We start from the raw sequence: 21,711 nt of genomic DNA, 5'->3' as shown, positions 1-21,711 counted from the left end.
CGATGAAACGCAAGGCTTTGCTGAGGGCGGTGGCCGGGGTGGTCGCCGCCACCACGGTGCTGACCGCCTGCGGCGCCAACGACAAACCGGCGCAGACCGGGGGCGAGGTCAAACCCGGCGGCACCGTCCGGCTGCTGAACGACAGCGCCACCCAGCAGTACGACCCGGCCAAGAGCGGAAGCCTCGTGGTCACCGCGCTCGGCCTGGTGCACCGCAGATTGACCTCGTGGAAGGTCGCGCCAGGGCAGGACACCACGATCATCCCCGACCTCGCGACCGACACGGGCAGGCCTACCGAGGGCGGTAAGACCTGGACCTTCACGTTGAAGGACAACGTCAAGTACAGCGACGGCTCCCCGATCAAGTCGCAGGACATCAAATGGGGACTGGAGCGGACGTACGCGGCCGCCTTCTCCGGTGGCCTGACCTACCACAAGGACCTGCTGTCCCCGGGCCTGGCGTACAAGGGGCCGTTCGAGGGCGGCAAGGAGCTGGACTCGATCGAGACACCCGACGACAAGACCATCGTGTTCCATCTCGCCCGTCCTTACGGTGACTGGAACTGGATCGCGAGCACACCCGCGTTCTCCCCGGTGCCCAAGGGAAAGGGGCAAGAGGCGGACTACGGCAACCATCCGGTGGCGTCCGGCCCGTACGTGCTGGAGAAGTACGAGCGTGGCAAGGAGGCGAGGCTCGTCCGGAACCCGCACTGGGACCGGGCGACCGATGACACCCGCAAGGCCAACCCGGACACCATCGTCTTCCAGCTCGGTCAGGACACCAGCGTCATCTCGAAGCGGCTGATCGACGACAGCGGTGACGACCAGAGCGCGTTCAGCATCCCGTTCGCCTCTCCCGCACAGCTGGCCCAGATCCAGGCGAACCCTTCGGCGAAGTCGCGGGTCGTCACCTCGGAATCGGGAGCGCTCGCGTACCTCACGCTGAACACCCAGCGCGGCAAACTCGTCGACCCCAAGGTGCGCCAGGCGTTCCAGTACGCGGTGGACAAGGCCGCGTACCAGGTCGCCAGTGCCGGGAACGCCCAGCTCGCCGGGGACATCGCGACCACACTGATCACGCCGGGCCTGCAAGGGCGCGAACAGTTCGACCTGTACCCGGCTCCGCCGAGCGGTGACCCGGAGAAGGCGAAGAAGCTGTTGGCCGAGGCAGGTCTGCCGAACGGCCTCGACGGCCTGGTCCTGGCCACCCGCAACGAGAACAGCTACCCGGAGAAGGCTGCGGCCATCCAGGCCGCGCTGGCCAGGGCGAACATCAAGATCACCATCAAGGCGCTCGACGAGGACACCTACACGTCCGAAGTGGACACCAAGGGCATCTCGGACTACGACCTGACGCTGACCTCGTGGCAGCCGGACATCCCGTCCGCCAACGCGAACATCCAGCCGCTGTTCCAGTCGACCGAGATCGGTAACGGCGGGGTCAACGAGTCGCGGTACGCCAATCCCGAGGTCGACCGGCTGATCACCGAGGCACAGGCGACGCTGGATCCCGCCGAAGCGGGGAAGAAGTGGGCGGCGCTGGACAAGAAGATCCTCAGCGACTCGCCGGTGGTCCCGCTGATCTACACGCGGAACTCGTTCCTGCACGGATCGAAATTCGGCAACGTCGTGATCGGGCGGTTCCCGGCGTATCCGGACTACCGCCAGTTCGGGCTGATCCAGTGACGGGGGCCTCGCCGTCCGGTGGGCAGGCGGAGCCGGACGGCGAGGCCGCCCTGCTGGCCTTACGTGACGTCAGTGTCTCTTTTGGACAGACCAGGGCGGCGCGTTCGGTCTCCTGGTCGGTCTCGGCAGGGGAAGTCGTCGCGGTGGTCGGCGAATCAGGCTCGGGCAAATCGGTCACCGCGTTGTCCCTGCTCGGATTGCTGTCGCCGAACGCGGAGGTCTCCGGCCGGGCGCTGCTGTCCGGCCGCGATCTCTACACGCTGACGCCGGACGAACTGCGCGCCGTCCGGGGCAACGAGATCGGCATGGTGTTCCAGGAACCGATGAGCGCGCTGAATCCGGTGTTCCCCATCGGAGACCAACTGATCGAAGCGATCCGCACTCATCAGGACCTGACACCGAAGGCCGCCCGGCGGCGGGCGATCGAACTGCTCGGCCTGGTGGGACTGCCCGCTCCCGAGCAACGGTTCGGGTCGTATCCGCACGAGCTGTCGGGCGGTCAGCTGCAGCGGATCGTGATCGCCATGGCGGTCGCCAACGAACCGAAACTGCTGATCGCCGACGAACCGACCACGGCGCTCGACGTCACCGTGCAGGCCGAGATCCTCGAACTGCTGCGGGATCTGCGCGACCGGCTCGGCACGGCGATCCTGCTGATCACCCACGACATGGGCGTGGTCGCCGACATCGCCGACCGGGTCGTGGTGATGTACGACGGCGGCGTCGTGGAGCAGGACGCCGTGGAAGCGGTGTTCACCTCGCCACGCGAGGACTACACCCGGCGGCTGCTCGGCTCGGTGGTCTCGCTCGGTGCCGCGGCGACGGAAGGAGTCGAGCGGGTGCTCGTGGCGGAGCCGGTCGTGTCCGCCCGTCATCAGGCCGCGACCGACCATCCCGCCACCCGGTCGGTGCCGGACGCGCCGGCGGAAGCGCCGTTGCTGGTGGTGGAAGACCTGTCCGTCACCTATCGTGGCCGCTTCCGGGCGATGGCGGTCCGGGCGGCGGACGGGGTGAGCCTCCACGTCGAACCCGGTGAGATCCTCGGTCTGGTCGGGGAATCGGGGTCGGGGAAGAGCACCGTGGCCGGTGCGGTCACGGGATTGATCCCGCCCACCTCGGGCTCGGTCCGGATCGGTGGGACCGACATCGCCCGGACGAAGGGCAAGACCGCCAAGGCGCTGCGCCGCCGGATCGGCGTGGTCTTCCAGGATCCGTTGTCCTCGCTCAATCCCCGGATCACCGTGGGGGAGAGTGTGGCCACACCGATCCGGCTGCATCGCACGCATCGCGGGACCGAGGTGGACGAGCGGGTCGCCGGGCTCTTCGAATCGGTGCGGCTTTCCCCCGATCTGCGCGGTCGCTATCCGCACCAGCTGTCCGGCGGACAGCGGCAGCGCGTGTGTGTCGCCAGAGCGCTGGCGCTCGATCCGGACCTGCTGGTGGCCGACGAGCCGACCAGCGCGCTCGACGTCACCATCCAGGCCCGGATCCTCGATCTCCTGCGGACCTTGCAGGACGAACTCGGTTTCGCCTGCCTGTTCATCAGCCACGACCTCGCCGTCGTCGAGCGGCTCGCCGACCGGGTCGCGGTGATGCATCGCGGCCACATCGTGGAGCAAGGTCCGACGAAGGAGGTGCTCACCGATCCGGTGCACCCCTACACCCACCGCCTGCTGTCGGCCGCGCCGGTCGCCGACCCCGCGGCACAACGGCGGCGGCGTGAAGCCTGGCGACGGCTCCGGGCAGGCGATCCCCTCCCGCCGAGCAGAAGTTCTTCGCCCGCTTAGGGCTTGAGCATTCCGCCGATGGTGTAGGCGACAAGTCGTGCCGCCTGTTCGGCGGAGGCGTGCTCTCGCGTCCAGGCGCCGGCGTTCATCAAGGCGAAGATGTCCGCTCCGGTCACGTCCGCGCGGACCACTCCGGCGGTGACCGCGCGGGTGATCAGCCGCTCGCCGATGTCGGCCATCCGTGCGCAGGACGCGTACAGCTCAGAGGCTTCGTCATCGGCACCGTCCGCCAGCATGGCCGCGAGTCCCCGGTAGGTGGCAGCGTGGGCGACGACCAGGTCGACCCACCGGCGCAGAGCCTCGCCCGGAGCCTGGTCCCGCAAGGTGTCGCCCGCCTCGAACAGCGCCTCGTTCCGTTCACGGAGCAGCGCGCCGACCAGTGCCCTGCGGGTCGGGAAATGTCCGTAGAGCGTGCCGATCGCCACCCCGGCGCGGCGCGCGACGCTTTCGAGTGGAGCGTCCGTGCCGTGTTCGCGGAACACCGCGTCCGCCTCGGCCAGCAGACGCTCGCGGTTACGGAGCGCGTCGGCCCGTGGCCGGCGTCCGGCGGCTGGACTCACTCTTGCCTCCCGCTTATATCGAGGTACCCTCGACTTAGTAAGTCGAGTCGCCCTCAGTTTAATGGAGATCGTGATGATCCTGATCACCGGCGCGTCCGGGAGTATCGGCCGCCATCTTGTGCACCACCTGCGCGGCGAGGAGATCACCGCGTTCGTACGTGATCCGGCCGTAGGTGACGAACTCGGTTGCCCCTACGTCGTCGGCGATTTCGACGACCCGGAGTCGGTGGCGACGGCGATGACGGGGGTGGACCGGGTGTTCCTCAACGCCGGCGGGGCCCAGCCCGTGACAGGGGAGCAACCGATGGTCCGCCAGCAGCGCGTCGTGATCGACGCCGCCATCGAGGCCGGGGTCGAGCACATCGTGAAGGTGTCGGTCTGGCATGCGCGTGAGGGTGCCAAGCTGGCCGAAGGCGCGCACTGGGTCATCGAGGAGCATCTGAAGGCGTCTGGCCTCGCCTGGAGCATCCTGCAGCCGAGCGGGTTCATGCAGAACTTCCGTACCGGTGCTGCGGTCTTCACCGAGAACGGGGATATTCTCGGCGCGTACGGCGACAGCCGGGTGTCCTATGTGGATTGTTCGGATATCGCCGCGTGCGCTGCCGCCTTGCTGACCGTGAGCCCCCGGGCGGGGGAGACGTTCGTCCTCACCGGACCGGAAGCCCTCACGCACACCGAGATCGCCGCGAAGTTGTCGGCTGTCGCAGGCAGGGAGATCGGCTACGTCGACCTGCCCGCGCAGGCCTTCGCCGCCCGGCTCGCCTCGAACGGTTTGCCCGCCCGGTTCGCCCAGGATGTCGCCGCGCTGTTCGCCGAAGTCGCCGAAGGCAGGCTCGCCCCGACCACGGACGCGGTCGCCGACCTCACCGGCCGCCCACCTCGAACCTTCGACGACTTCCTGCGCGAGAACGCGGAAACGATCCGCGAATCGTGGTCGGGGTCAGCGGCGCGCGTTTCGCTTTGAGTCCGCCCAAGCTCATCGCGGTAACTCGGCGAGGAGCCTCTCGGTGGTTTCGTGCAGTCTGGCCGCGTCGCCGCGGTCGAACCATTTCGGTGCCAGCGGTACGAGCGCGCCCTCCACTACCGCGGTGAGCCCGTTCCGGCCCGGAGGGTCGAGGTGGGGGAGGATCTGCCCGACGCTGGTCGCCACGCTCTTCCCGGTCGCCCGTAGATGTGACACCTGGGCCGAGGTGGCTCGGTCGTACTCGCCGGCGAAGCTCGTGGCCACGACGCCGGGGTGGTTGAGGACGTACCGGATATCCGGATGTTGTGCCACGAAATGCACGCCGAGCAGGTCGTTGAGCCGTGCGGCGTGGCCCATCGCGCCGACCCCGTGGTAGTCCTGCTCGAGTTGCAGGTCGTGCCATCGGACGGGAACCTGGCTGCCCGCACCGCCGAAGTTCAGCACGACCGGGGCTTCCGCGCGGCCGAGCGCGGAAGCCAGGCCGTGGCTGAACAGGAACCGGCTCAGGTAGAACAGCGCGAAGTTGCTCTCGAATCCATCCGGGGTGACGAGGCGGGCCGGGCGGTGATAGCGGGCGCCGAGCACCAGCACGTCGATCGCCGGGAACCGATCCGCGATGTGGGCGACCAACCGTTCGTTGTCGCTCACCCGGCTGAGGTCGGCAGCGAGGAAGTGGGCCCGCTCGGCGCTCCTGGCGAACATCTCGCCTTTCGTCTTGCTCGTGCCGACGACCAGGACGTCGTACCCGCGCCGGAGGTACTCCTCGGCGAGGCCTCGCCCGATCCCGTCGGTGCCGCCGGTGATCACTGCCGTGCTCATGGTCGTGTTCCCTTCGTGGGACTCGGGTGGCACTTTATTGCTTTGAGCAATCAAAGCATTGGTGCGCGAAGGCGGCAAGCTCGTCCGAAGGGCGAGGTGTCAGTCCGCGGTGGTGAGCCCGAGCAGTTCGCGCATCCCGGCGAGCATGTGATCCTGCACCAGCAGCAGCACCTCGGCGGTGCGGTCGAGATCGGCCGTGGGCACCTGATCGAGTACCTCCGCGAGCAGGTCGCGGCGGGCGGCGCGGACCCTGGCCATCGTCGCGCGGCCGCTCGGTGTGATCGCGATCCGGGTGATCCTGCGGTCGCGCTCGTCCGGGATCGCCGCCACCAGTCCGTCTCGGCGAATTTGGCGAAGCTGTAAGGAGACCGTCGAGACTTCGATCTGCAGGCACTCGGCGATATCCGAGATGCGCATCGGTTCGGACAGGTCGAAATGCTCGAGCAGGCGCAGTTCGCTGGCGGGCAGATCGCAGTTCGAGCGGCGGGCCACCTCTGCCCGGATGTGCTTGCTTTCGCTCCACCTGACCAGTGCCGACACGCCGGCTTCCAAACGCCCCAACGGGCTCTGGTTCGCGTCTTCGGCTGCGCTCACCCTCACAGGGTAACGAACGACCGCAGGGAAACCCGGTGACCGCGATGTGGGAACACCCGTTCAGGCTCAGGGAGAAGCCTAATCTGCGAGAGTGACGACGTTTGAGGCGGCCGAAGGGGCCACCGCCCTGCCGGCGATCGACATCTCGCGCTTCCGCGATCCCGCCGCGGATCGCGAGGAGTTCCTGACCGGGTTGCGCCGCGCAGCGCACGAGGTCGGCTTCTTCTATGTGGTCGGCCACGGCGTGCCCGAGCGGCTGACCGCCGGGATCTTCGAGGAGGCCAAGGATTTCTTCGCGTTGCCGGTCGAGGAACGGCTGGCGATCGAGAACATCCACTCCCCGCAGTTCCGCGGCTATACGCGGACCGGTCACGAGTACACCGGCGGCACTCCCGATTGGCGGGAGCAGATCGACATCGGCCCGGAACGCGCGCCCGTGCCGCCGGGCGGCCCCGCCTGGCAGCGGCTCATCGGCCCCAACCAATGGCCAGAAACGCTTCCCGGGCTCCGGGATACGACACTGGCGTGGCAGGCGGAGGCGTTGCGGGTCAGCCGTGAAGTCCTGCGCGCGCTCGCCGCGGCGCTGGGACAGGACGAGGGCTACTTCGACGCCTGGTTCGACGACGAGGCCACCACCCACGTCAAGATCATCCGCTATCCCGGCCGTCCCACGGCCGAGCGGGAACAGGGCGTCGGGGCGCACAAGGACTACGGCTACCTCGCCTTGTTGCAGCAGGACGAGATCGGCGGCCTGCAAGTCCAGTCGGCCGACGGTGGCTGGATCGACGCGACCCCGATCCCGGGCAGTTTCGTGTTCAACATCGGCGAAATGCTGGAGATCGCGACGCAGGGCTATCTGAAGGCGACACGCCACCGCGTGGTCAGCCCACCCGCCGGCGTGGAGCGGTTCTCGGTGCCGTTCTTCCTCGGGCCGCGCCTGGACGCCGTCGTCGAACCCCTGCGGCTTCCGCCGGAACTGGCGGCGGAGGCGCACGGGATCAGCCAGGACGCGGACAATCCGCTGCACGCGGCGTTCGGGGAGAACGCGCTCGTCGGCTGGCTGCGTTCGCATCCGAAAGTCGCCGAGCGCTGGTGGAGCGACGTCCTGGCGGAGCGCGGATGACCTCCCTGCCTTCCTCCGAAACCCGGCAGATCCACGGCGAGCAACCGGACCAGTAGTAGGTCCGCGAGGGACGGGCGCGGCAGTCCCACGTCGAGCTGAAAAGACCGGAGATGACGGACGTGTGTGAGGTCGAATCGCTCAATACGATGGCGCGGTATTCGGCGCGTCACGAGCGCGCTCAAACTGTTCCGTGAAAGCGGACACGCCCGCTGCCGAGAAACGGAAACGTCGCTACGGTAGCCGATGCGCTGGACAGCGAAGTCCATCGGCCGTTCTTCGGCAGTCAAGTGTCCCTTTCAGTGATCCGTCCGGATGGCGTCTGCCCGACAGGGAAGCCGATGGTGCCCATTGTGACGCCCTGGCAGATCGGCGAGCCCCGAACAGTGTGACGGTATTGTGCTGTTCTGCGGGAAAGTGCGTGAAGTTCGATCTCCGGCAATTCACGTTGGCGAGGTGTCGCATTCATGAACGAGCGCGAAGTCGACAGGCGACGACTCGGGTCGTCCGGCCCGGCCCGCGACCGGAGTACTCGCCCCCGGGCCACGGAAGACAAGCTCCCGCCCGGTGTGCTGCCGGGCGTGGCGAACGTGGCGAACCTGCAACGCCTCGCCGGGAACAAAGCCGTCACCGCCTATCTCGGGGCGAAGAAGCCCGGGCTTCCCGTCCAGCGCGACGTCAACAAGCGAGGTACCTTCGCCGGCTGGGGCGGGACGAACGACAGCAGCGTGATGGTCAACGCCAACGCGTCCGTCGACGTCGCCGACGGGAACCGCTCGGTCAGTCATCCGGCCTGGTTCCTCAGCAACGCCACGGAGACGGTCGAGGTCGATCCCGGAGCGACGGGGACCGTGCTGCTCCGGCTGCCCTGGTATTGGCACCACCACGGCATCGTCCAGGAACTCGGCCGGGTCTACGGCACGAACGAACGGCACATCCACGCCGGTGGTGGTCCCATCGACTATTGGGTTTCGGCGCCCTTCACGGTGACACCCGAAGGCCGAGTGGCTTTCGTCAACACCACTCCCGGCGGCACGCTCGGTGCCGCCGGGTACCTCGAAGGGGTTCCGACCATCACTTCACGAGACGGCGAGAATTCCGGCACCCTGACGGTCAGCGTCGTCTTCCGGGCGCTCCAGACCACCACCACGACGGACACCGGAACGAGGACGACGACCACCACGCTCTCCGGATCGGGGACCGGGGCCGCCAGCCCGGGCGGAGTGGGGGGATCGGTGACCACGGGCGGCAGCTATGCGGTGAGCGAGGCCAATTCGCACGCGGTCGGAGTGGCGGTGAGCGGTACCGCCTCGGTCACGTGCAGCTTCGCGGTCAACATCCGGGTGCGGATCCCGCCGAAGATCACGAAGATGAAGACCATCTTCTATTCCGCCGAGGGCAGGTTCAGGTCCGGAAACGACGGCATTCTGGGAGTGAACGAGTGGTGGGCGTCCCTCCCGGCGCCGGTGCGTGAATTGATCGTTTCCGGGCGGAAACCGGTGCGGATCACCGGCCGGGCGAGCCAGACCGGCAGCCCGGAGCGAAACGAGCGGGTGATCGCCGGCCGCATCGACGACGTCACCAGGCGCCTGCACAACGTCGCGGGCCGGATGGAAGTCGTGCCCGACAGCGAGTTCACCGTGCCCAACGAGCGGTCGGTCGTGATCAGGGTCGAGTACACGGCCGCCGAGGCGCGGGCCGGCGGAGCGGGGTCCCCATGATCCTCGCCGTGCCGTCTTGAACGACTGAAGCCCCGCCCCTCCGAAGAGGAGCAGGGCTTCTGACCTGCGAAAACAGATGGTGCGCGATACTGGGATTGAACCAGTGACCTCTTCCGTGTCAGGGAAGCGCTCTCCCGCTGAGCTAATCGCGCGAGGTGGAGACGGGATTCGAACCCGTGTACACGGCTTTGCAGGCCGTTGCCTCGCCTCTCGGCCACTCCACCGTGTCAGGCCCGAGAGGGCCTTCCGAGCGGATGACGGGATTCGAACCCGCGACCCTCACCTTGGCAAGGTGATGCGCTACCAGCTGCGCTACATCCGCACATCCTCGGTCTGGATGGGAGTTCAGAGCCTCGCGGTTCTGTCTCTCACCCCGTCGCCGTGGTGTGTGTAAACACTATCCGATCCCGAAAACGGCTCTGCAACCGGGGTGCCACTTGCTGTTCGCAAGGCCGTCATCAGGCCAGATCGTTGGGAATCAGGTGCGTCAGGGCGTCGTCGACGTCGACCCACAGATGCTCGTTGCCCGGGAGCACGACGTCGTAGGTCCGGTCGAGGAAGTCGGCCAGCTCCTGAGCGGACGCCTCGAACATGGCGTGCCCGGACGGCGAGTTCAGTTCGATGAGGACGGACTCGGGGTCTTCGACGGAGGGGCGGATGCGTACGTCGCCGTCGCCCGCGTCGGCCAGGAGGCCGTCGGCGAGGAGATCGCGCGCGTAGACCCACTCGACCCAGCCGGCGCGGCCGGTACGGAAGGCGGCCACGACCGCGTACGGGTCGCGGGTGTCGTATCGCAGTTCCACCTTCACCGGGACCGCGGGGGTCCGCGGCGCCAGGAGGTCGAACACCGCCGTCGAGCGGAGCGTCACGTGATCGTTGCGCATCGTCCTACCCTTCGTCTCCTTCCCGGCCCGGTCGAACCGAGTGGCGATGATGTGACGTATCGGCCGGCTGATCGGAACGCGGTTTTGCCGCAGATCACCCGGACGGGGTCATCGGACCCCGGGTCCATACTCCGTCACCCCATCATCACCCGCGCGACGCGCAGCCCTCCATGCGCCCTGCAGGCAGTCCACATGTACATACTGCGCGGTTTAGTCGTCACGCGATAGCACCGTCGCACGAATGTCGAAACGCGTCGCGGGCGGCCCCCGGCCGGGACAACCCCGACTAGCTCGTGGTTGTTCGCTCCGTATTTGCTGGTGAGCGGAGTGTGGTCGGAGGGAACCACCCGTTTGCAGGCCCCCTAAAGTCGTGGGGTAGAGTCTGCCGGACACCGCGAGCGGGCGATTAGCTCAGCGGGAGAGCGCTTCGTTCACACCGAAGAGGTCACTGGTTCGATCCCAGTATCGCCCACCGGATGAAGGCCCTGGACCATCGGTCCGGGGCCTTGATTCATTCTCGGCCACGGTCGGCGGTGAGCCGTCCGGAGGTATTCGATCCCCAGGTCGGACGCGGGTTGTGTGGGGGCGGTACTTCTGCCGTCGCGGGCGGCCCTGCCGACGCGGGCGAATCCGCTCGGGGCGATCGCGGGCGCGGAGTGCCGCCGGTTCGAAGATCCCCGAAGTCCGCCCTTCCGGCTGGTGTGGACATTCGCCGGAGATCTCGTGTCGCGACACGAAAATGTCGCATGATCCGACCATTGAGACTTCTTTGTGATCCTCGGCACGAAACGTCCGTGCAAAGGTCCAGACCATGAAGAAAGTGATGTGGGGCATGGCCGGGCGGCTCACTCGTCCGGCTCCGGCCGAGGGGCCGCCGTGACGCTGACGTGATGTGACGAAACGCCACGCCGGTGACCGATTGACAAGGTAGGTCGGCGCGCGGTGGGCGCACCCGGCGGGCCGTGGTCCTCGCGGGGTGTGAAATCCACAGTGGACCGGTCGGAGATCGACTCGCGCGAACCGTCCACTGTGGAGTTTTCCGGGCTGTTCGGCCGATCGGGGAACCGGTGCTCCAAGTGGCCGTGAGCCATGGGAATTCGTGACTACTTTGAGTAGTTGTTCGGAGGATACGGTCTATTACGCATCGTCATCATCTTGTTATCAACACGGCATTCATTTGCCGGATGCTCGCCCAGGGTGTGGCTGGAAATCCTTGTAACGATGGCCGGAGAGTGGCCGATACCTTGGCGTGTGTCGCCCCATCGGCCGCTGAGAGACCTTGAGAATCGATCACTCTTCGAGATCAGTCTCATTTACTCAGCGTGTTGATCCGGCGTTCGGGAATTCCCACTCCGGGAGGTCTGATGGAAGAGTCGGTGCGGCCGTCGTCCACCGTCAACGGGACGCCGCAGCACATCGACCTCCAGTCGATTCCGCTTCCCCCGCAACGGGGCGCGGGCGATGCCGCCGCGGTCGACACCACGTCGGCGCGGCCCCCGTACGCGGCTTGGGAATCGCGCTACCGCGCCTGGGTCATCGGTAGTGACGTTTTCACCGCGTTCGTGCTCATCGTGATGAGCGCCTTCTTGATCGATCGATCCGATCCGCACGACATGCACGCGCTCGGTACCGCCGCGGCCTTCCTGTTCGGGTTGTCGGTCTGCCGTGCCTGGAGCCCGCGTGTACTGGGCGAGGGCGCGGAGGAATACCGGACGCTGGGGCGCGGCCTCGTGGCCACCGCTGTCCTCGTCGCGTTGGGCGGCCTGCTCTTCGGCGCGCTCGCCGTGCAGCCGTGGGTCTTCATCGTCGTCCCGATGATCTCGATCTTCATGTTCCTGCAGCGGTACGCGCTGAGACAGGTGCTGCACCGGCGCAGGCGGCTCGGTGAATGCCTGCTCCCGGTGCTCGCGGCGGGAAGTCCCGACACGGTCGCCGATCTGATCGCCCGCACGAAGGCCGATCCTCATGTCGGCTGGCGCGTGGAGGCCGTCTGCACGTATTCCGGTGCCGGCGCGGAGCGGGGGAGCGGCGAGGTGGAAGGCGTCCCGATCGTCGGGAAGCTCGACGACCTCGCGGGCCACGTCCGCCGCGGCGGTTACCGGGTGGTCGCCGTGACCGCCGATCAGCACTGGAACCCGAAGCGCCTCCAGCGGCTCGCCTGGGACCTCGAAGGAACGTCGGCCGAGATGGTGGTCGCGCCGATGCTCATGGAGGTCGCCGGCCCCCGGCTGAACGTCTCCGGCGTGCTCGGCATGCCGCTGCTGCGGGTGACCGCGCCGATGTTCACCGGCGGCCGTCGTCTGGTCAAGGAAGCACTCGACCGGTTCGGCTCCGCCTTGCTCCTCACCCTCTTTTCCCCGCTGCTGCTGGCGATCGCGGTCGCGATCAAACTGGACGACCACGGCCCGGTGATCTACCGGCAGCGTCGCGTCGGCCGCGACGGGCACACCTTCACGATGCTGAAGTTCCGCACGATGGTCACCAATGCCGACAAGCTCAAGCAGGATCTCCAGTCGGACAACGAAGGCGCGGGCCCGCTGTTCAAGATGCGCAAGGACCCGCGGGTGACCCGGGTCGGCGGGCTTCTCCGCCGGTACTCCCTCGACGAGCTGCCGCAGTTGCTCAACGTCGTGAGCGGTCGGATGTCGCTCGTCGGCCCCCGTCCGCCGCTGCCCGAGGAGACCGCGAAGTACGCTCCCGACGCGCGCCGCCGTCTCCTGGTCAAGCCGGGGCTGACCGGCCTCTGGCAGGTCAGTGGCCGCAGTGACCTCAGCTGGGCCGAGAGCATCCGCCTCGACCTGCGCTATGTGGAGGACTGGTCGCTGGCCCTCGACCTGGTGATCCTCTGGAAGACCTTCCGCGCGGTGGTGCAGGGACGAGGTGCCTACTGACGCTTTCCTGTGACCGGACCCACACGCAGAGATAGTTGAGCGAGAAATAGTTCAGCGCTCAACTAGGTTGGGACGGGTACAGGACGCGTACGGAAGGAAGATCCACCCATGACCACCAGCGTTGAGCCGACCGAAGCCTTGAACCTCCCGCAGGACGTTCAGGACCTGTTGTTCCGCGAGGCCCGCACCGCGAACAACTTCAGCGACGAGCCGGTGACCGACGAGCAGATCCGCGCGATCTACGAGCTGGTCAAATGGGCCCCGACGTCGATGAACAACCAGCCGCTGCGTGCGCTGGTGATCCGCACCGAAGAGGGCAAGAAGCGCCTGTCCCCGCTGATGTCCGAGGGCAACCGCGCCAAGACCGAGGCCGCGCCGGTGACCGTCGTGCTGGCCGCCGACACCGAGTTCCACGAGAACCTGCCGCGCACCTTCCCGCACTTCCCGGGCGCGAAGGACCTGTTCGCCGATGAGGCTGCTCGCGTCGAGACCGCCAAGCTCAACGCGCTGCTGCAGGTCGGTTACTTCATCATCGGCGTCCGCGCCGCCGGGCTGGCCGCCGGCCCGATGACCGGCTTCGACGCCGAGGGCATCGACAAGGAGTTCTTCGCGGACAAGCCGTGGAAGTCCCTCGTCGTGATCAACGTCGGCAAGCCGGGCGAGAACCCGTGGTTCGACCGCCTGCCGCGGCTGGACTTCGACGAGGTCGTCGAGACCGTCTGACCTCGTTCCTCGATACGCGAAGGCATTCTTCCGATGGGAAGGAGGCCTTCGTGGTGTTAGGGGTAACGCGCGTGAGCCGCGCCGCACCTGACGACTAACATCACGGGAACCATCCGCTTTAACCGCGAGGAGTCCATCGTGTCCCAGCCGTCGTCAGTAGCAGCCGCAACCGCCCCGCGCGTGGTGGTACCGGCGGGCACTACGGCGGGCACCGCGGTCCGCGAAGCCGGGCTGCCGACCAAGGGGCCGGACACGATCGTCGTCGTGCGCGACGCCGAGGGGAACCTCCGCGACCTCTCCTGGGCCCCGGAGGCCGAAGCCGAGGTCGAAGCCGTCGCTGCGAACACCGAGGACGGCCGCAGCGTCATCCGCCACTCGGCCGCCCACGTGCTCGCCCAGGCCGTGCAGCAGCAGTTCCCGCAGGCCAAACTGGGCATCGGCCCGCCGGTCAAGGACGGCTTCTACTACGACTTCGCCGTCGACACCCCGTTCACCCCGGAAGACCTGCAGGCGCTCGAGAAGCGCATGAAGCAGATCGTGAAGGGCGCGCAGCAGTTCTCCCGCCGCGTCTTCGACTCGGTCGACGAGGCCAAGAAGGAACTGGCCGACGAGCCGTTCAAGCTGGAACTCGTCGACATCAAGTCCGATGTGGACACCTCAGAGGTGATGGAGGTCGGCGGCGGCGAGCTGACCATCTACGACAACCTCGACCCGCGCACCAAGGAACGCGTGTGGAGCGACCTCTGCCGCGGCCCGCACGTGCCGACCACCAAGTTCATCCCGGCGTTCAAGCTCACCCGGGTCGCCGCCGCCTACTGGCGCGGGGACGACAAGAACCCGCAGCTGCAGCGGATCTACGGCACCGCGTGGGAATCCGCCGAGGCGCAGGACGTCTACCTGGAGCGCCTGGCCGAGGCCGAGCGGCGCGACCACCGCAAGCTCGGAGTCGAGCTGGACCTGTTCTCCTTCCCCGACGAGATCGGCTCGGGGCTGCCGGTGTTCCACCCCAAGGGCGGGATCATCCGGCAGGAGATGGAGAACTACTCGCGCCAGCGGCACGTCGAGGCCGGTTACGACTTCGTCTACTCGCCGCACATCACCAAGGGCGCGCTGTTCGAGACCTCCGGTCACCTCGACTGGTACCGCGACGGCATGTACCCGGCGATGCACCTCGACGCCGAGCACAACGAGGACGGTTCGGTCCGCAAACCCGGCCAGGACTACTACCTCAAGCCGATGAACTGCCCGTTCCACGACCTGATCTTCCGTTCGCGCGGGCGTTCCTACCGGGAACTGCCGCTGCGGATGTTCGAGTTCGGTTCCGTGTACCGCTACGAGAAGTCCGGCGTGATCCACGGCCTGACCCGCGTGCGCGGCATGACGCAGGACGACGCGCACATCTTCTGCACCCTGGAGCAGGTCCCCGGTGAGCTGAAGTCCCTTTTGGACTTCGTGCTGAACCTGTTGCGCGACTACGGTCTCGACGACTTCTACCTCGAACTGTCGACTCGGAACGACGAGAAGTACATCGGTTCGGACGAGGTGTGGGACGAGGCGACCGAGGTCCTCCGCACCGCCGCCGTGGACTCCGGGCTGGAACTGGTGCCGGATCCGGGTGGCGCCGCGTTCTACGGGCCCAAGATCTCCGTGCAGGCGAAGGACGCGCTGGGCCGCACCTGGCAGATGTCGACCATCCAGCTGGACTTCATGCTGCCCGAGAAGTTCGAACTGGAGTACACCGCGGGCGACGGCAGCCGTCAGCGCCCGGTGATGATCCACCGCGCGCTGTTCGGCTCGATCGAGCGGTTCTTCGGCGTGCTGACCGAGCACTACGCGGGCGCGTTCCCGGCGTGGCTGTCGCCGGTCCAGGTGGTCGGCATCCCGATCACCGAGGACCAGGTCGAGCACCTGCGCGGGGTCGAGAAGGCGCTGCGGGCCAAGGGGATCCGGGTCGACGTCGACGCGAGCGGCGACCGGATGCAGAAGAAGATCCGTACCCACACCACGCAGAAGGTGCCCTTCATGCTCCTGGCGGGCGCGAAGGACGTCGAGGCGGGCGCGGTGTCGTTCCGGTTCCGTGACGGCGGCCAGATCAACGGTGTCTCGGTGGACGACGCCGTCGAGGCGATCGCCGGCTGGGTCCAGCGCCGTGAGAACGCTTCGCCGACCGTGGCGGGCTTGGAGGCGGTACTCCGGTGACGGGCCTCGATGGCCCTGACGTCGTCGGACAGGACGGTGTGGGGGTCCCGGACGCGTTGCAGCGCCTGTGGACCCCGCATCGGCTCGCCTACGTGCAGGGGTCGAAGCGACCCGACGAGGGGTGCCCGTTCTGCCATCTCCCCGAGAAGAGTGACGAGGACGCGCTGATCCTCGCGCGCGGGAAGACGGTGTACGCGGTGCTGAACCTGTACCCGTACAACCCCGGGCACCTGATGGCCGTTCCGTACCGCCATGTCGCGGACTACACGGACCTGACGCCGGAGGAGACCGTCGAGGTGGCGGAGTTCACCCAGCACGCGATGCGGGTGATCCGGGAGGTGTCGTCGGCGCACGGGTTCAACATCGGGATGAACCAGGGCGTGATCGCCGGCGCGGGCATCGCCGCGCATCTGCACCAGCACGTGGTGCCGAGGTGGGGTGGCGACGCGAACTTCATGCCGGTGATCGGGCACACGAAGGTGTTGCCGCAGTTGCTGGGGGAGACGCGGCAGTTGCTGGCGGACGCCTGGTAGTTCGGGCCCGCGCGCCTCTGTTCCGCTCCGGAATGCAATGAACGGTCCTTTCCTTGCAAATTTTGCAAGGAAAGGACCGTTCCTAGCGCGCGCCGGTGGTCACCCCAGGGCCGGGGGGCGGCCGGTGGCTGATGTCATGAAAGGGCCGTTCAAGACGAAAAACGTCCTGAACGGCCCTTTCATGACACTCGAGGGGCCTCAGGCGTTGAGCGCGGCCTGCAGCTCGATGTCGATCTTGACCTTCTCGGACAGGAAGGCGTTGCCCTCCGGGCCGATGCCGAAGTCGCGGCGGTTCACCGTGGCGGTGGCCGAGACGCCGAGGGTGGTGGCGTTGTCGTTGGCCGGGTTGGTGCCGATGCCGTTGAACTCCGCCTCGAGCGAGACCGGGACGGTCTTGCCGCGCCAGGTGAGCTCGCCGTCGATGACGTAGTCGCCGCCGTCCTCGCGGATGCCGGTCGAGCGGAAGGTGATGACCGGGTGCTCGTCGACGTGGAAGAAGTCCTCGGACTTGAGGTGTGTGTCACGACCGTCGACGCCGCTGGCGACCGACGAGGCGTCGATCTCGACGGTGACCGACGAGTCGAGGATGTTGTCGGCGGTGACGACCTCACCGGTGAAGGCGGTGAAGTTGCCCCGGGACTTCGCCAGGCCGAGGTGCTTCACGGTGTAGGCGATGTCGGAGTGGGCGGTGTCGATCGTCCACTTGCCTGCGACGTAGCCCGGGATCTCGGTGGTGGTCATGTGAGTCGATCTCCAAAAAGTCTGTGTGCGTTCGTGGTGAACCCTCGTCTGGTTGAGCGCTCAACAACGACTGTAGCGCAATTTGGTTGAGCGCTCAACCAGGGGTAGAATGGGCGTCATGTCCGAACCCCGATGGCTCTCCGACGAGGAGCAAAAAGTCTGGCGCGACTTCTCCGCGGCCACGCGGATGCTGCAAGCGCACCTGGAGGGCCAGCTTCAGCACGAGGCGGGCATGCCTCACACCTACTACGAAGTGCTCGTCGCCCTTTCCGAGGCGCCGGAGCGGCGGCTGCGGATGAGCGAGCTCGCCGACGCGCGCAAGGCGTCGCGCAGCAGGCTCTCGCACGCGGTCGCGCGCCTGGAGGCGAACGGCTGGGTGCGTCGTGAGTCCTGTCCCACCGACAAACGCGGTTCCTGGGCGGTGCTCACCGCCGACGGTTTCGCCGCGCTGGAGGAGGCCGCGCCCGGGCACGTCGAGGCGGTCCGCGAGAGCCTCTTCGACCCGCTGACCCCCGAACAGGTGAAGGCGCTCGGCGAGATCAGCGCCGCCGTACTGGAGCGGCTGTCGCCGAAATGCGCCGCCGCCGAGGCGGAATTGGCGCTGCGGGAAGAGGGTCTCGCGGACCTCGCCGACTCGGCCGAACTGGCCAAAGCGGACTGACCTGGAGCCGGTCCAGGGGCGGGCGCGACGACGAGTGTCGGTGCGGGTGGATAGGCTTCGGGCGGCCACCCGACCCTGCTGCTTTAGGTGCACCTGAAGAACCGATGCTCAACATTTTCGCGCGCGCCTCCGTTTCCCGCGTCACCGACCCGATGGGGAAGGTGCTCGTGCGTGCCGGTCTGACCCCCAACGCGATGACCGTCATCGGCACGGCCGGGGCGGTGCTGTGCGCGCTCGGGTTCTTTCCCAACGACATGCTGCTGTGGGGCACCTTCACCGTCTGGGGCTTCGCGATGCTGGACCTGCTCGACGGCGCGATGGCCCGCGCCCGCGGGTACGGCACGGCGTTCGGCGCCGTCCTCGACGCGACCTGCGACAGGCTGGTCGACGGCGCGTTGTTCGCCGCGATCGCCTGGTGGTGCTTCGTCCACGACGACAACCGCCCGGCCGCGGCCGCCGCGCTGATCTGCCTGGTGCTCGCGCAGGTCATCTCGTACGTCAAGGCCCGCGCCGAGGCCTCCGGGCTGGAGGCCGACGGCGGCCTCGTCGAACGCGCGGAACGCCTGATCATCGCCCTCGTGGGAACCGGACTGCACGGTCTGGGCGTTCCGTACACCGTGGACATCACGCTCTGGCTTCTCGCGGTGCTTTCGGTGATCACCCTCCTGCAGCGGACGGCCGCGGTGGCCAAGGCGGCGAGGGCCGCCAAGGCGGCGGGGCCACCCGCCGCGGAGGGCGGGGCATGAGCGGGTTCTCCCAGCGGCTCAGTGACTTCGGCTACGCGACGGGCTGGCGGCTCGCGCGCTGGCTGCCGGAGTCGATGGGCTCGGTGACCTTCGGCCTGGGCGCCGATCTGGCCGTCCGGCGGGACGGCGGCGGGGTGCGCCAGCTTCGGCGCAATCTCGCCAGGGTCGTGCCGCAGGCGGACGGCGTCGAACTCGACGAACTGACCCGCCGCGCGATGCGGTCGTACGCCCGCTACTGGCACGAGATGTTCCGGCTGCCCTCGATGGACCGCAAGGAGGTCAGCCGCAAGGTCGCCCAGTCGATCACCGGCGTGGAGAACCTCGACGCCGCCCTCGCCGAGGGCAACGGCGCGGTGATGGCGCTGCCGCACAGCGGGAACTGGGACGCCGCCGGCGTCTGGCTCGCCGACTATCTCGGTGGTTTCACCACGGTCGCGGAGCGGCTGAAACCCGAGTCGCTGTACCAGCGGTTCGTGTCCTACCGGGAATCGCTCGGTTTCGAGATCGTCCCGCTGACCGGCGACAGCTCCGCGATGCGAGTGCTGCTCAAGCGGCTGCGGGAGAACAAGGCGATCTGCCTGGTGGGGGACCGGGACCTGACGAACTCCGGCGTGCCGGTCAAGTTCTTCGGCGAGCAGACCCGCATGCCGGGCGGGCCGGCCAGGCTCGCCGCCACCACCGGCGCCGCGCTGATCCCGGCCGGCTGCTGGTTCACCGAGGACGGCTGGCAGATCCGCCTGCACCCGCGGATCCGGGTGACGAACCGCTCCGAGGTCCCGGCGGCCACCCAGGCGCTGGCGGACATCTTCGCCGGGGACATCGCCGCGCATCCCGCCGACTGGCACATGATGCAGAAGTTCTGGATCTCCGATTTCGAAGCCGGGGAACAGGCCGAACTCGGCGAAGCGAGCTGAGCGGATGGCTCAGTCGCGGGTCATGAAGATCGGGATCGTCTGCCCCTATTCGTTCGACGTGCCGGGCGGCGTGCAGGGACACGTCATCGATCTCGCGAAGGCGCTGCTGGCGCGCGGGCATCAGGTCTCGGTGCTCGCACCGGCGGACGAGGACTCCGACGTCCCGGATTTCGTGGTCCCCGCCGGGAAAGCGCTCGGCATCCCGTACAACGGCTCGGTCGCGCGGCTGCAGTTCGGCCCGGTGTCCTATGCCCGCGTGCGGCGATGGATCCGCGACGGCGACTTCGACGTCCTGCACCTGCACGAGCCCGCCGCGCCGAGTCTTTCGTTGCTGGCGCTGAAGGTCGCGGACGGTCCGATCGTGGCGACCTTCCACACCGCGACGACGCGTTCGCGCACACTGGCGGCGTTCCAGCCGGTGCTGCGGCCGCTGCTGGAGAAGATCACCGCGCGGATCGCGGTTTCGGCGCTGGCCCGTCGGGTCCAGGTCGAGCACGCCGGGGGTGACGCGGTCGAGGTGCCCAACGGCGTCGACGTCGACTTCTTCTCCCGCGCGCTCCCGCTGGACGGCTACCCGCGAGCGGGCGGCACGGTCGGTTTCGTCGGGCGGTACACCGAGCCCCGCAAGGGGATGGGGGTGCTGCTGGAGGCGTTGCGGATGCTGCTGCCGGAGTTCGAGGAGCTGCGGCTGCTGGTCGTCGGCCGCGGCGACGCCGATCAGCTCCGGCGCGAGGCCGGGCCGGAGCTGGCGCCGCATATCGATCTGCTCGGCCAGGTCGACGACGAGACGAAGGCGCGGGCGTTGCGCAGCGTCGACGTCTACTGCGCGCCGAACACGGGCGGCGAGAGCTTCGGGATGATCCTCACCGAGGCGATGGCGGCGGGAACGCCCGTCCTGGCGAGCGGCCTCGACTCGTTCCGCCGGGTCCTCGACGACGGCAAGGCCGGGATGCTGACCGAGACCGGCGACGCGGCGGCGCTGGCCGACGGGCTGCGCGAGCTGCTCGGAGACCCGGCCCGACGGGCATCGCTGGCGGCGGCGGCGGGGGAGCGCGTCGCGATGTTCGACTGGTCCGTGGTCACGACGCAGGTCCTGCGGGTTTACGAGACGGCGATCGCCGCCGACCCCCGGCGGGTCGGCGCGGGCGAACGCGAGTTCAGCCGGTGACGACCTGGGTGTGGATCGGCGGTCTGGTGGCCGCGATCGTGGTACTGGGCGGGTTGTTCCTGCTCGCGACGGCGAACCGGCTCGACCGGCTGCACGTCCGCACGGACGCGGGCTGGGCGGCGCTCGACGCCGCCCTCGCGCGGCGCGCCGTCGTCGCGAGGGCGGCCGCCGCGATCCTCGGTGACGAGGAGCTGCGCACGCTGGGCGAGCGCGCCGAGCGCGCGCCGAGGCCGGATCGCGAAGCCGAGGAAAGCGAACTGACGCTGCGGCTGGCGCGCGTCGATCGCGCGGCCTTGCCGTCGACGCTGGCCGAAGAGCTGACCGACGCCGAGCACCGCGTCGTCATCGCGCGCCGCGTGCACAACGACGCCGTCCGGGACACCCTGCATCTGAGGCGGCGCCGGAAGGTCCGGTACTTCGGCCTCGCCGGGACCGCCCGGCTTCCGGAATACTTCGAGATCGCCGAGCCCGAACTTTAGGAGGACGCACCCATGAGCGATCGGCTGCTGGTGGCGGTGTTCGCGACGCCGGTCGCGTCGTTCCTCCTGCGCTACGGCAAGGACCTCGGCTACACGGCCGTGTTGTTCGAGCCGGACGGCGCACGCGTGACGGACGTCGAGCCAGGCCTGGAGGCCGTCACGACGCTGCCGGAACTCGGCGCGGACGCCGACGTCGTCGTCACCGATCACGACCGGCCCGAGCTCGGCGACGTGCTCAAGGCCGTGCTGGACCGCCCGACGCGGTGGGTCGGGGTGCTCGGCAACCCGCGCCACGCGGGCCCGCACGTCGCCGCGCTCAAGGCTTTGGACGTTCCGGACCACGAGATCGCGCGCGTCCACCGCCCGGTCGGACTGAACATCGGCTCACGCACGCCGCCCGAGATCGCCGTCGCCACCCTGGCCGGTCTGGTGGCGGACCGGAACGGCCGTCCGGGCGGCTTCGAATTCAAGTAGGCCCGCGTTTAGTCCTCTGAATGCGATTCTTGCGCGCGCAAGGACCGC

20 protein-coding genes and 4 tRNA genes are annotated in these 21,711 nt (G+C 68.2%); 16 read left to right on the top strand and 8 right to left on the bottom strand.

The features are described 5' to 3' along the window. The first annotated feature begins 2 nt into the window (after positions 1 to 2). Together DMC64_RS27815 and DMC64_RS27810 are read left to right on the top strand one after the other, a co-directional pair. The gene (locus DMC64_RS27815) at positions 3 to 1,685 is read left to right on the top strand and encodes an ABC transporter substrate-binding protein (protein ID WP_037339027.1); all 1,683 of its coding nucleotides are present in this window, start codon (positions 3 to 5) and stop codon (positions 1,683 to 1,685) included. Next, a complete protein-coding gene (locus DMC64_RS27810; RefSeq protein ID WP_125735912.1) occupies positions 1,682 to 3,472 on the top strand; it encodes an ABC transporter ATP-binding protein in 1,791 nt (596 codons plus the stop codon). Before DMC64_RS27815 ends, DMC64_RS27810 begins: the two co-directional genes overlap by 4 nt. Here the strand turns inward: DMC64_RS27810 and DMC64_RS27805 are convergent. Continuing rightward, positions 3,469 to 4,032: a TetR/AcrR family transcriptional regulator gene (locus tag DMC64_RS27805; RefSeq protein ID WP_125735911.1), complete on the bottom strand. Its 564-nt coding sequence runs from the start codon at positions 4,030 to 4,032 to the stop codon at positions 3,469 to 3,471. The genes DMC64_RS27810 and DMC64_RS27805 overlap by 4 nt on opposite strands. A gap of 73 nt (positions 4,033 to 4,105) precedes the next feature. Between DMC64_RS27805 and DMC64_RS27800 the strand changes: the two genes are divergently transcribed. Beyond that, positions 4,106 to 4,996 carry an SDR family oxidoreductase gene (locus DMC64_RS27800; RefSeq protein WP_125735910.1) on the top strand — a complete coding sequence of 297 codons (891 nt, stop codon included), beginning with the start codon at positions 4,106 to 4,108 and terminating at the stop codon, positions 4,994 to 4,996. A gap of 12 nt (positions 4,997 to 5,008) precedes the next feature. On the opposite strand, the gene DMC64_RS27795 is transcribed toward DMC64_RS27800, so the two are convergent. Both DMC64_RS27795 and DMC64_RS27790 read right to left on the bottom strand, forming a co-directional pair. Further along, a complete protein-coding gene (locus DMC64_RS27795; protein ID WP_125735909.1) occupies positions 5,009 to 5,815 on the bottom strand; it encodes an SDR family NAD(P)-dependent oxidoreductase in 807 nt (268 codons plus the stop codon). 99 nt (positions 5,816 to 5,914) lie between these two features. Further along, positions 5,915 to 6,409, bottom strand: a complete 495-nt coding sequence (locus DMC64_RS27790) for a MarR family winged helix-turn-helix transcriptional regulator (RefSeq protein WP_037340168.1) — start codon at positions 6,407 to 6,409, stop codon at positions 5,915 to 5,917. A gap of 91 nt (positions 6,410 to 6,500) precedes the next feature. Here DMC64_RS27790 and DMC64_RS27785 point away from each other — a divergent pair, with 91 nt between their 5' ends. Continuing rightward, positions 6,501 to 7,532, top strand: a complete 1,032-nt coding sequence (locus DMC64_RS27785) for an isopenicillin N synthase family oxygenase (RefSeq protein ID WP_199755116.1) — start codon at positions 6,501 to 6,503, stop codon at positions 7,530 to 7,532. Between the two features lie 464 nt (positions 7,533 to 7,996). Further along, entirely contained in the window at positions 7,997 to 9,250 is a 1,254-nt protein-coding gene (locus DMC64_RS42735) for a hypothetical protein (RefSeq protein ID WP_158634260.1), read from the top strand. Positions 9,251 to 9,327: 77 nt separating this feature from the next. Here DMC64_RS42735 and DMC64_RS27775 read toward each other — a convergent pair. From DMC64_RS27775 to DMC64_RS27760, 4 genes are all read right to left on the bottom strand, one after another. Continuing rightward, a tRNA-Val gene (locus tag DMC64_RS27775) sits at positions 9,328 to 9,402 on the bottom strand. 1 nt (position 9,403) lies between these two features. Beyond that, positions 9,404 to 9,474, bottom strand: a tRNA-Cys gene (locus tag DMC64_RS27770). Between the two features lie 25 nt (positions 9,475 to 9,499). Beyond that, positions 9,500 to 9,572: transfer RNA gene (locus DMC64_RS27765), tRNA-Gly, on the bottom strand. 136 nt (positions 9,573 to 9,708) lie between these two features. Next, positions 9,709 to 10,134: an SsgA family sporulation/cell division regulator gene (locus DMC64_RS27760; protein WP_005159130.1), complete on the bottom strand. Its 426-nt coding sequence runs from the start codon at positions 10,132 to 10,134 to the stop codon at positions 9,709 to 9,711. A 400-nt stretch (positions 10,135 to 10,534) separates the two neighbouring features. Here DMC64_RS27760 and DMC64_RS27755 point away from each other — a divergent pair. From DMC64_RS27755 to DMC64_RS27735, 5 genes are all read left to right on the top strand, one after another. Further along, a tRNA-Val gene (locus DMC64_RS27755) sits at positions 10,535 to 10,606 on the top strand. 892 nt (positions 10,607 to 11,498) lie between these two features. After that, entirely contained in the window at positions 11,499 to 13,025 is a 1,527-nt protein-coding gene (locus DMC64_RS27750; protein WP_199755115.1) for a sugar transferase, read from the top strand. Between the two features lie 108 nt (positions 13,026 to 13,133). Continuing rightward, complete coding sequence (locus tag DMC64_RS27745) at positions 13,134 to 13,748, top strand: malonic semialdehyde reductase (RefSeq protein ID WP_037339000.1); 615 nt, start codon at positions 13,134 to 13,136, stop codon at positions 13,746 to 13,748. Positions 13,749 to 13,886: 138 nt separating this feature from the next. Continuing rightward, positions 13,887 to 15,947 carry a threonine--tRNA ligase gene (gene thrS, locus DMC64_RS27740; protein ID WP_125735907.1) on the top strand — a complete coding sequence of 687 codons (2,061 nt, stop codon included), beginning with the start codon at positions 13,887 to 13,889 and terminating at the stop codon, positions 15,945 to 15,947. Further along, positions 15,944 to 16,480 carry an HIT domain-containing protein gene (locus DMC64_RS27735; protein WP_037338994.1) on the top strand — a complete coding sequence of 179 codons (537 nt, stop codon included), beginning with the start codon at positions 15,944 to 15,946 and terminating at the stop codon, positions 16,478 to 16,480. Before thrS ends, DMC64_RS27735 begins: the two co-directional genes overlap by 4 nt. Before the next feature lie 198 nt (positions 16,481 to 16,678). On the opposite strand, the gene DMC64_RS27730 is transcribed toward DMC64_RS27735, so the two are convergent. Then, positions 16,679 to 17,221, bottom strand: a complete 543-nt coding sequence (locus DMC64_RS27730; RefSeq protein WP_034307837.1) for a YceI family protein — start codon at positions 17,219 to 17,221, stop codon at positions 16,679 to 16,681. A 118-nt stretch (positions 17,222 to 17,339) separates the two neighbouring features. Between DMC64_RS27730 and DMC64_RS27725 the strand changes: the two genes are divergently transcribed. The 6 genes from DMC64_RS27725 to DMC64_RS27700 all read left to right on the top strand — a co-directional run bounded on the left by DMC64_RS27725 (position 17,340) and on the right by DMC64_RS27700 (position 21,663). Next, the gene (locus DMC64_RS27725; protein ID WP_125735906.1) at positions 17,340 to 17,882 is read left to right on the top strand and encodes a MarR family winged helix-turn-helix transcriptional regulator; all 543 of its coding nucleotides are present in this window, start codon (positions 17,340 to 17,342) and stop codon (positions 17,880 to 17,882) included. A 104-nt stretch (positions 17,883 to 17,986) separates the two neighbouring features. Then, positions 17,987 to 18,628: a phosphatidylinositol phosphate synthase gene (pgsA, locus tag DMC64_RS27720; RefSeq protein ID WP_016334780.1), complete on the top strand. Its 642-nt coding sequence runs from the start codon at positions 17,987 to 17,989 to the stop codon at positions 18,626 to 18,628. Further along, complete coding sequence (locus tag DMC64_RS27715; protein ID WP_125735905.1) at positions 18,625 to 19,542, top strand: phosphatidylinositol mannoside acyltransferase; 918 nt, start codon at positions 18,625 to 18,627, stop codon at positions 19,540 to 19,542. Before pgsA ends, DMC64_RS27715 begins: the two co-directional genes overlap by 4 nt. 22 nt (positions 19,543 to 19,564) lie before the next feature. After that, positions 19,565 to 20,710 carry a glycosyltransferase family 4 protein gene (locus DMC64_RS27710; RefSeq protein ID WP_072030876.1) on the top strand — a complete coding sequence of 382 codons (1,146 nt, stop codon included), beginning with the start codon at positions 19,565 to 19,567 and terminating at the stop codon, positions 20,708 to 20,710. Then, positions 20,707 to 21,189 (top strand): NUDIX hydrolase, encoded by a 483-nt coding sequence (locus DMC64_RS27705; protein ID WP_125735904.1) that lies wholly within the window; start codon positions 20,707 to 20,709, stop codon positions 21,187 to 21,189. The genes DMC64_RS27710 and DMC64_RS27705 overlap by 4 nt, the downstream gene beginning before the upstream one ends. Positions 21,190 to 21,201: 12 nt before the next feature. Next, on the top strand, positions 21,202 to 21,663 hold the full coding sequence (locus DMC64_RS27700) for an XdhC family protein (RefSeq protein ID WP_125735903.1): 462 nt from the start codon (positions 21,202 to 21,204) through the stop codon (positions 21,661 to 21,663). Positions 21,664 to 21,711: the final 48 nt, after the last annotated feature.

The organism is Amycolatopsis sp. WAC 04197 (assembly GCF_003947475.1).
GTDB classification, from domain to species: Bacteria; Actinomycetota; Actinomycetes; order Mycobacteriales; family Pseudonocardiaceae; genus Amycolatopsis; species Amycolatopsis japonica.
This window is presented reverse-complemented; position numbering and strand designations above follow the sequence as displayed.

Coding starts and splice junctions, on each gene's coding strand:
- DMC64_RS27815 (WP_037339027.1), top strand. CDS start 3: ATGAAACGCAAGGCTTTGCTGAGGGCGGTGGCCGGGGTGGTCGCCGCC.
- pgsA (WP_016334780.1), top strand. CDS start 17,987: ATGCTCAACATTTTCGCGCGCGCCTCCGTTTCCCGCGTCACCGACCCG.
- DMC64_RS27715 (WP_125735905.1), top strand. CDS start 18,625: ATGAGCGGGTTCTCCCAGCGGCTCAGTGACTTCGGCTACGCGACGGGC.
- DMC64_RS27710 (WP_072030876.1), top strand. CDS start 19,565: ATGAAGATCGGGATCGTCTGCCCCTATTCGTTCGACGTGCCGGGCGGC.
- DMC64_RS27800 (WP_125735910.1), top strand. CDS start 4,106: ATGATCCTGATCACCGGCGCGTCCGGGAGTATCGGCCGCCATCTTGTG.
- DMC64_RS27725 (WP_125735906.1), top strand. CDS start 17,340: ATGTCCGAACCCCGATGGCTCTCCGACGAGGAGCAAAAAGTCTGGCGC.
- DMC64_RS27730 (WP_034307837.1), bottom strand. CDS start 17,221: ATGACCACCACCGAGATCCCGGGCTACGTCGCAGGCAAGTGGACGATC.
- DMC64_RS27750 (WP_199755115.1), top strand. CDS start 11,499: ATGGAAGAGTCGGTGCGGCCGTCGTCCACCGTCAACGGGACGCCGCAG.
- DMC64_RS27745 (WP_037339000.1), top strand. CDS start 13,134: ATGACCACCAGCGTTGAGCCGACCGAAGCCTTGAACCTCCCGCAGGAC.
- DMC64_RS27760 (WP_005159130.1), bottom strand. CDS start 10,134: ATGCGCAACGATCACGTGACGCTCCGCTCGACGGCGGTGTTCGACCTC.
- DMC64_RS42735 (WP_158634260.1), top strand. CDS start 7,997: ATGAACGAGCGCGAAGTCGACAGGCGACGACTCGGGTCGTCCGGCCCG.
- DMC64_RS27700 (WP_125735903.1), top strand. CDS start 21,202: ATGAGCGATCGGCTGCTGGTGGCGGTGTTCGCGACGCCGGTCGCGTCG.
- DMC64_RS27795 (WP_125735909.1), bottom strand. CDS start 5,815: ATGAGCACGGCAGTGATCACCGGCGGCACCGACGGGATCGGGCGAGGC.